The organism is Lacticaseibacillus salsurae (assembly GCF_045862175.1).
Taxonomy (GTDB): Bacteria; Bacillota; Bacilli; order Lactobacillales; family Lactobacillaceae; genus Lacticaseibacillus; species Lacticaseibacillus salsurae.
The window spans coordinates 1-8,183 of the sequence record NZ_BAAFZI010000071.1 but is presented as its reverse complement, the minus strand read 5'-3'; the positions used below and the strand labels follow the sequence as shown (position 1 = coordinate 8,183).

The 8,183-nt window shown below is 49.7% G+C and carries 9 protein-coding genes; 1 reads left to right on the top strand and 8 read right to left on the bottom strand.

Going from position 1 to position 8,183, the window contains the following annotated elements; translation table 11 throughout:
* Positions 1-204 precede the first annotated feature (204 nt).
* The 4 genes from ACKTSG_RS12910 to ACKTSG_RS12895 all read right to left on the bottom strand — a co-directional run bounded on the left by ACKTSG_RS12910 (position 205) and on the right by ACKTSG_RS12895 (position 2,505).
* Entirely contained in the window at positions 205-426 is a 222-nt protein-coding gene (locus ACKTSG_RS12910) for a hypothetical protein (protein WP_407895329.1), read from the bottom strand.
* 24 nt (positions 427-450) lie between these two features.
* A complete protein-coding gene (locus ACKTSG_RS12905) occupies positions 451-915 on the bottom strand; it encodes a flavodoxin domain-containing protein (RefSeq protein ID WP_407895327.1) in 465 nt (154 codons plus the stop codon).
* 44 nt (positions 916-959) lie between these two features.
* Entirely contained in the window at positions 960-2,075 is a 1,116-nt protein-coding gene (locus tag ACKTSG_RS12900) for a lactate oxidase (protein WP_407895325.1), read from the bottom strand.
* A 127-nt stretch (positions 2,076-2,202) separates the two neighbouring features.
* Positions 2,203-2,505, bottom strand: coding sequence for a hypothetical protein (locus ACKTSG_RS12895; RefSeq protein ID WP_407895323.1), 303 nt, complete (start codon positions 2,503-2,505; stop codon positions 2,203-2,205).
* A gap of 137 nt (positions 2,506-2,642) precedes the next feature.
* Here ACKTSG_RS12895 and ACKTSG_RS12890 point away from each other — a divergent pair, with 137 nt between their 5' ends.
* Complete coding sequence (locus ACKTSG_RS12890) at positions 2,643-2,849, top strand: LBP_cg2779 family protein (protein WP_407895321.1); 207 nt, start codon at positions 2,643-2,645, stop codon at positions 2,847-2,849.
* Positions 2,850-2,988: 139 nt separating this feature from the next.
* Here the strand turns inward: ACKTSG_RS12890 and ACKTSG_RS12885 are convergent, their stop codons facing one another.
* From ACKTSG_RS12885 to ACKTSG_RS12870, 4 genes are all read right to left on the bottom strand, one after another.
* The gene (locus ACKTSG_RS12885; protein ID WP_407895319.1) at positions 2,989-3,618 is read right to left on the bottom strand and encodes an LVIS_2131 family protein; all 630 of its coding nucleotides are present in this window, start codon (positions 3,616-3,618) and stop codon (positions 2,989-2,991) included.
* Positions 3,619-3,660: 42 nt separating this feature from the next.
* Positions 3,661-5,010: an FAD-dependent oxidoreductase gene (locus tag ACKTSG_RS12880; RefSeq protein WP_407895317.1), complete on the bottom strand. Its 1,350-nt coding sequence runs from the start codon at positions 5,008-5,010 to the stop codon at positions 3,661-3,663.
* A 261-nt stretch (positions 5,011-5,271) separates the two neighbouring features.
* A complete protein-coding gene (locus ACKTSG_RS12875) occupies positions 5,272-6,384 on the bottom strand; it encodes a baeRF6 domain-containing protein (protein WP_407895315.1) in 1,113 nt (370 codons plus the stop codon).
* 711 nt (positions 6,385-7,095) lie between these two features.
* Positions 7,096-8,183 (bottom strand): phosphoketolase family protein (locus ACKTSG_RS12870; RefSeq protein ID WP_491062200.1); only part of this gene is annotated, 1,088 nt, incomplete at its 5' end.

Here is an 8,183-nt window from a genome sequence, read left to right as displayed (position 1 = left end):
CAGTAACCAAACCAACTTCTTCAATCGCATCTACCAACAGACCGCCTAAAAATAACAAAAAGACCTCCTATCATGGAGATCTTCCCGAATGATATATTTATTCTTCAACACCAGTTGACACAGACCCCATAATACCCCACCTAACAAAACGGCGAGCCCGAGCAGCCCGCCGCGATACCACATTTTATTCAACTCACTGCCTCATCATAAGTGGGCCAAAATCGTGTATTTACTCGTGGCCGGATCTTGGGTAGCGTCCGCACCTTCGTAAAACACTGCAAATCGACCTTGTGCGTCTTTGGCCACCACCAAACCACGATCTTCAACATGCGCGGCTTTATAGATCTGCGCTGAGCGCCGCGCTGCTGCATAATCATAGTCATTGGCGATCGCATCCCCAGGATTAAAGAAAACAAATTCATCCATTCGACTCACCTCCGCTTGGCGCCGCTAGTGTTGTAGCGACGCGACCTTTGCCATAACCGCTTGAGTGAACGCATTAAACGCCGGCATATCTGCTTGCGTGGCGCCTTGTTCGATTTTGATCGGGCTGGCGCCTTGGATGGCACCACTTTGCGTCAACACCGCGGCAAAGTGATCTGGCGCGGTGTTGTAGCGATCTTGGCCATAGAACTTATCGCCAGTGCCAGCGATACCAAACACCAAAGGCTTTTTGGAAAAGTCCAAGGTTTTGAGATCCTCATAGAAATCTTGGGTCTCTTCTGGGATCACCCCACCAGACCAGGTATAAGTCGACAAGATCACCGCATCATAATCCAATAACTTGGCGGCATCAGTTTGTTGCATTTCGCCAAGGGTCACCTCAGCGTGAAAATGCTCGAAGAATTGCACCAAGATCCGCGCCATGCCTTTGGCGTTACCTGTGATCGATGCGTATAAAATCAAAACCTTCATCTGCGTTCACCTCACTGTTATTATACCATGGTGAGGCTTACAAGTTAGTTTTCGTAGTGAAAATGCGTCAGTGGCGCATGCTTAACGGCTTCGATGTCTTGCGTCCCAGCCAGTTGCATAATGATCTCTAATTCATGATCGATTTGCTCAAACACGCTTTGGACCCCTAAAGCCCCGCCTAACGCCAAGCCGTAAAGTACTGGCCGCGCAAAGGCCACCAGATCCGCCCCACTGGCCAAGGCTTTGAACACGTGACTGCCACGGCGCACACCAGAATCAAAAATGATCGGCACTTGATGGTTGACCGCTTTGGCAATACTGCTTAAGGTGTCAAACGCAGCCGGCCCGCCGTTTAATTCGCGGCCGCCATGGTTAGACACATAAATGCCACTGGCGCCAGCGCCGATCGCGCGCAAAGCGTCTTCAGGAGACTCGATGCCTTTGACAATCACGGGTAACTTGGTGTATTCGGCGATGCGGCGAACATCCGCTTCAGAGATCTTTTGCGCCGCAGCAGCATAGATCTCACCGATTCCTTTACCTTTGCCATCGCCAGCTGCGAAGCGTTCCAAGTTCGCCATGGGGATCGGGAATTGGAAGTTGTTGATGATATCTTGTTCGCGGTAGCCGTCAACAGTCGCATCCACCGTTAAAATGATGCCTTTAACGCCAGCTTTCATCGCTTCATCTAACAACGCGTTGTTAAAGTCCCAGTCTTTGGACATGTATAACTGGAAGAATTGTGGCGCATCAGGCGCTGCTGCTTGGGTGTCGGCAATGGATACAGAAGAATAAGTGCTTTGGCTCATCAAGCCGCCGACTGCTGCCACGCCTTGTGCCGTCGCCTTTTCGCCAAGGCTATGAGACAAGCCTTGAGCGGCAGCTGGGGCCATCATCACTGGGGTCTTCAAATCGATGCCAAATACCGTCGTGGACAGATCAGGGTTTTCGATATTGGATAACGCCTTAGGGACGATTTGTGCATGCGAGAACGCCTTGGTGTTTTGTTGCAAGGTCCACTCGTCTTCTGCCCCACCAACGATATACCCGAAGCCGCCTTGCGGAATGATTTTTTTAGCGCGCGCTTCTAGTGATGGTAAATTTAAAATATCCAGTTTTTCGTTGCGATCACTTTGTTCATAGCCATTGATTACTGTCATGATGAGCCCTCCTGAATTTTGATTACGGGTTCATCATATCACTTACTTTTTATAAGTCAATCATTTTCACTGCTTTTTTGTAAGCATTAAGCCGAAATAAAAACCCAAGTAGCTGGGCTGCTTGGGTTTAGACACTTGGTAGTAGCGACTGGTCAACATGCAACACAAAATGTACCGCTTGGGCCAATTGATTTTCACTGAAAAATTTGATATCTGGTTGCGTGCCAAACACATCGATTTCGATCAGCGGTTCAAATCCGCCAAATGGGCGTAACACTTGGCGCAACCACGCATCCCACACTTGGGTCACCAAGCCGTTATGCTGATCAAGATTGCGGCGAATGATCACATTCTTATTCTCCCAAACTCGCACGCGCATCGGCGTGGTTTGTTGGGTTGCGAGTTCTTGAAGATAGCCATAAGGTACCATATGCCAGACCCCCTTCGAAAAACGAAAGCGACTTCCTTACTTTTATTATACAAACAAGCGTTCGAAAGTGCAACTTATTTGGGTATTCGGTGCAAAATTGGGTATACTGGAGATAAGAATTCGAGGAGGATATTGTCATGAGCGAAAAAGATCAAGTCAACCAATTTTCACGGGAGATCATCGACTTCCAACGTAAAAACAATCTCACCGATACTGAGATGGCGTTGAACAGCCATGTCTCAGTGGAACACATCCACAACATCAAGGCGATGCGCGAAAACCCAGAGCCTTCGGTCGTCGCTAACCTCCGCGACTACATGGAACACAAACCAACTGGCAAGTAACCTCGGCAGGCATTGATAGCCCAACACCAAAAAACGCCTTTGGGCCACGAATAAGATCGTGGCCCAAAGGCGTTTTTTGGTGCCATCAGTCACTTTGATCGCAACAAAAAATCGAGCCTAGCAACAGGCTCGATCATATTTATTTCGCTGCTTCAACTTTTTGGAAGGTATCATTTGGAATGCGGATCAACGAGAAGCGCTGCGCGGTGTGGCCCACATGCATCCCCAACCCATTTAAGAAAGTTGGCTTATAAGTGCCGATATACGTGGCGACATAAGCTTTCTCGTCAGTTTTTTCCAACTGGGCGAGTTTTTTAGATGGCCAAGGATATGCCGAAGCGCGCACGGTCAACGGATCAGTGGCAAACGACACATCGGCGTTGCGACTGGAGATCTGATATTTCGAGCCTTCTGTCCAATAAGTGTAATAGTGGACCGGCTGCTTGCCGTTACCAGACGTGACGCTGACAAAATAAGAACGATCCGAGTCGGTTTGTAACATCAACTTGTCGTAAGTATATTTGGTCGCGATCGCTGTTTTATCCGCGTAATCCACTGGCCGCAACCACGTCACATAACTCATGCCATACAGCGCGCCAAGTAACACCACGGCTTCAATCATATCGATCAAAACGGTGCGGCCGACGTGTTGCTTGCGAAAAACCACGACCATTTTTAAATGCCGGCTGCGAATATTCCAAGCGATAAAGATCGCATAGGCCAAAATTATCAGCCATGCGGCCAAACCGATCAAGTTCCATACACTCATTGCGTTCTCCTTTGCGTTCACCTAATTGGCGCCCGCGTCTGGTTACAGAGAATCAGCTTGGGTCACCGCTTTTTGTCCGAGAATGTTCAAGTAGTTCCAAGGTTTATCGTACCATGGATTAAACAACATATCGACATAAGCCAAGTCATCGATGGTGTTGTGATTTTGGATCATCACCGAGATCAAGTTCGCTGACATCGACACTTCATGCCGACTTAAAAACTGCGCGCCTAAGATCTCGCGGTTATTTTCATTATAAACTAACACCATGTGGATTGGATAGGCGTCAGGCATGAACTCTGGGCGATAACTGTCACTGACAGTCACCGAAGCGGCTTTGACCCCCATTTGCAACGCGCGATGCAAAGTCATCCCAGTGCAAGCCAAGGTTTGGTCATATAAGCGCATCGCACTGGTAGATTGCGTCCCCATGTAGCGGATCGTATTGCCAAAAACATTGCGCCCAGCCAGCTTACCTTGGCGCACCGCATTCGTTGCCAAAGGCGCGTAGGCATCATGGCCTGTCGGATTAAAATGCACGGCACAAGAATCTCCTGCCGCATAAATATCCGGGTCGCTGGTTTGCATGTAGTCGTTGACATGAATGGCGCCATTGGCCATGGTGTCCACTTGCCCTTGCAACAATTCTGTCATCGCGCGAAAACCCACACACACCACTGCCAGATCTGCATGATGTTCAGATTTATCAGTTTGAATGAAGGCGCGCTTGCCGTCACTGTCAAATCGCAGCGCCGTTTCATTAAAGAAGGTGTTGACGCCATGCTTGCGCAATTCATCCGTCACCTTATCGCGCAAAGCCTCATCAACATAGTGGCTCAACAACCCATGGACCCCGTTAATGAATAAGACTTTTTTGCCGATGCGGCTGTAAGCTTCTGCCAATTCCACGCCAATATAGCCGCCGCCGATGATCGCAATGGTTTCAGCAGTTTCAGCAGTGGCTTTGATCTTTTCAGCGTCGTCGGCATTTTTGCACATCAACACCCGCGGTAAGCTGATGCCTTGTAGCGGCGGGATCACCGGATAACTACCAGTGGTCATGATCAGCTTGTCGTAGCTTTGCGAAAACTTGTTGCGGGTGACCATATTTTGCACTTGCAAGACATGCTTTTTGGCATCGATCGCCACCACGTCATAGCGCAAGTGCACATGAACATTTGGCCCCATGGCTTCTAGGCCTTGGGCATCGGCGTAAAACATCGACGATAATTTATCCACAGTGCCTTCCAAATACAACGCGATCCCACAAGATAGGAACGAAATATCTTTGCGGCGCTCAAACACATCGACGATCGTATCAGGATGTCGGGTTAGAATTTCTTGAACTGCCGCTGTGCCTGCATGCGTGCAACCGACGACTGCAATTTTCATCACGATGCCCCTTTTTGTGTCATTTTATCCGAATAATTAGGTCTATTATCGCACGAATTTAGACAAAGCAAAACGCCAGATTTAGTAAAATGTATGCGTTATTGTTGCACGACCCCATACTTCCCCGACTCAGCAGCAAAAATCCGACTGCTTTGTTATTTAATTTTTCAAAAAAGCGCCACCACATCATCACGAGACGTCATACATAGGCTTTGCCCATATAAAAAGACCGAGCTGTTTCCACTCGATCTTGGCGCTTGGCTACAACGCGTAGCGCGTAATGGCCACCACTGGTTGCGCTAATTGCGCAGTTGGCATTAAGTTGACTTGACCGCCTTGTGCCACCACGGCGATCGCCAAGTCATTCAACACGTTATTGTGCCGTGCTTGAATACTGTCCGTCGTCACGCCACCGTCTTGTAGCAGCCCCATGACTTGCACCCCGGTTTGGATCAACAAGCGATCCACTGCATGCACGGCCACTGCCTGCGCCACTGCAGTTAAGTCGGTGCGCAAACACTTGCGATCGCGCGCGGCATTGATCTGCGCCAATAATTCATGATGCATCATGGCATCAAAATCGCCAGTCAACGTCGCCGCCACCCGAGCCATCACCGCCGGACTGAAATCATTGGGACTAAGCGCCAATTCGACTGCGCTTAAGTTGGGGTTGCGGCTCACGCTACGAAACAGCGCGATGTTTTGCGGCAATCCCCATAATGCCAGCGGGAAGTCACGATCTTGGGTCAAATACGCATCCACTTGTTGGAAATAGCGCTTGGTGTCAGCCAACTGTTCCGCCGACTTGTCGCCATGTCCGTGGTAGCTGACTTGGCTGGCGCCTTGGCGAATCGAGTTGAGCTGTGGCCCGCTTTGTTCTTCGCCTAACGCTTCGACTAAAGTCCGCGGGGCCTCTTCAGGCAAGTCGATCGCCAGCATGGTTTCGCCATCATGATGGAACAAAGCGATGCGATCGCGTTGCAACACCAACAGATCAAAGTCATGTTGCGTTTGGTGATCCGCCAATAGCGGCAAGATCTGTGGTTGGCTGGTCACCATCGCCGCATCAGCGACTGGCTCTGCCAAGAAAAATAGTTGCACGTGCTCGCCATCACACAACACGCCGATGCCTTGGTCGGCACCATTGAATCGCGCCGGATCGTCCAAAATCGATTCAAGCAATTGTGCATAAGGTGGCCAAGGCGTATCAGTGAAGGCTTCGCGCATCACGTCTTGCGCCTCGTCGAATTGGTGGCGCAAGGCGATGCTAGTTGCCGCAAAGGCTTGGTGTGGCAGTTTGCTCAAGTAAATACTCACATACGGGCCATGGTCAGTTTGGGTCAGGAAGTCTTGTAATGTGGCAAATTCGGTCATTTCGTCGTCCCCCTTTGTCGTTACTTTAAGCATAGCAACTTGCCCCACCACATGCAAAATATACGCCTGTGAATCTTTCTTCACTAACTGCGAACGGGACATATTTCGCAATGAGTGCTCCGGTTTTGACACGACTGATAAAAAACCGACCAATTTGTTGGCCTAGTCGTCATCACCAAACGATTAGACCGGCACTAGTAGGTATAACATACTAGTGCCTGCCGCAAGTTCAAAACGCCGCTGCTTCTCAAATAGTGGTTCCCTTTTCGCTTAGACCCCAGCAATGACTAACCTGCTTCCAACATAGATCTTCTGGATCGATCAAAGAAACTGGCTGATCACATACCACTAGTATGTCATACCTACTAGCCCCATTACTGAGTGTCCTCATGACGGTCGTTTGAATTTGGGACGGAGGTTGGCCAAGGCTTGGCACGCCAACTGAGAAAAGCTGCAGGCGGAGGTAAAAAGCGCGGAGGCGGGCGGGTCATCAGCCGTGGGGGTCTTAGCGATTTATCGCTTAGACCCCAGTGAGAAGGAGATCCACTCGCGGTTTTTGCGAGTTAGCTCCGACGAACGGCATAGCGTTCCATGACCCGCCCGCCGAAGCGCTTTTTGCCGTAGCCTGCAGATTTTCGTCCCAAATTCAAACGACCGGCCGTTCTCAGGCATACAAAAAAACCAGACCAAATCAGTCTGGTTTCAGTCGGACTATTTAATCTCTTGCCAAGTCCAATCCAATACCTCTTGAATATCTTCGCCAGTATCGCGAATGTAATCATGATGGTATTGCAACGTGTCATCCATCTTTTGCACAAAGGCCGCAGACTTTTCCGCGTAACCTGGAACGTGCTCGATGATGTCTTTGGCCAAGTGGAAGCGATCCAGTTCGTTCAACACGCGCATATCAAATGGCGTGGTGATCGCCCCTTCTTCGCGATAGCCGTGAACATGCAAGTTGTGGTTATGGCGATCAAAGAAAATGTCGCGGATCAAATCTTCAAAGCCGTGGAATTGGAAGAACACAGGCTTGTCTTTGGTGAAGTATTCATCAAAAACGTCATCAGACAACCCGCGCGGATCGCGGTCAGGCGACTTGAGCTTCAATAGATCCACCACGTTGATGAAGCGGAACTTCAGATCTGGGAAGTTGTCGTGCAACAAGTTGATCGCAGCGAGGCTTTCCATGTTGGGTTCCGTGCCAGCTGCGGCAATGACAACATCAGGTTCCACGCCGTCATCGTTAGAAGCCCAATCGATACGCTTCAAGCCATTTTCCGCCAGAACTTTGGCTTCTTCAATGGAGTAGAACTGTGGCCGTGGCTGTTTGGAAGTGATCAACAAGTTGATGGTGTTTTGGCTGGTGAAGACTTTTGGTGAAATGGCCAACAAGGAGTTCGCGTCAGCAGGCAGGTATTCACGAATGAATTCGCCTTTCTTTTCGGCCAAATGAGTCAAAATACCAGGATCTTGGTGAGTGTAGCCGTTATGGTCTTGTTGGAAACTGGTGGAAGTCGATACCACGTTCAAAGACGGATATGGCTTGTGCCAGTCTTCTTTGGCGGCTTCGCGCATCCACTTGAAGTGTTGCGTCAACATGGAATCTACCACGCGCAAGAAAGCTTCATAAGAGGTGAACAGCGCATGCCGCCCGGTCAAGGTGTACCCTTCGGCAAACCCTTCTGCTTGGTGTTCAGATAATTGTGAGTCGATGATGCGACCGCTTGGGGCCATATCTTCGTCGCAATTCTTTTGATCGATCGGTTCTAACCATTGCCGGTTGGTGGCTTCAAACAAGC

Bases quoted from the DNA above. Each gene is read 5' to 3' on its own strand.
- ACKTSG_RS12910 (WP_407895329.1), bottom strand. From the start codon at position 426: ATGGATGAATTTGTTTTCTTTAATCCTGGGGATGCGATCGCCAATGAC.
- ACKTSG_RS12905 (WP_407895327.1), bottom strand. From the start codon at position 915: ATGAAGGTTTTGATTTTATACGCATCGATCACAGGTAACGCCAAAGGC.
- ACKTSG_RS12900 (WP_407895325.1), bottom strand. From the start codon at position 2,075: ATGACAGTAATCAATGGCTATGAACAAAGTGATCGCAACGAAAAACTG.
- ACKTSG_RS12895 (WP_407895323.1), bottom strand. From the start codon at position 2,505: ATGGTACCTTATGGCTATCTTCAAGAACTCGCAACCCAACAAACCACG.
- ACKTSG_RS12890 (WP_407895321.1), top strand. From the start codon at position 2,643: ATGAGCGAAAAAGATCAAGTCAACCAATTTTCACGGGAGATCATCGAC.
- ACKTSG_RS12885 (WP_407895319.1), bottom strand. From the start codon at position 3,618: ATGAGTGTATGGAACTTGATCGGTTTGGCCGCATGGCTGATAATTTTG.
- ACKTSG_RS12880 (WP_407895317.1), bottom strand. From the start codon at position 5,010: ATGAAAATTGCAGTCGTCGGTTGCACGCATGCAGGCACAGCGGCAGTT.
- ACKTSG_RS12875 (WP_407895315.1), bottom strand. From the start codon at position 6,384: ATGACCGAATTTGCCACATTACAAGACTTCCTGACCCAAACTGACCAT.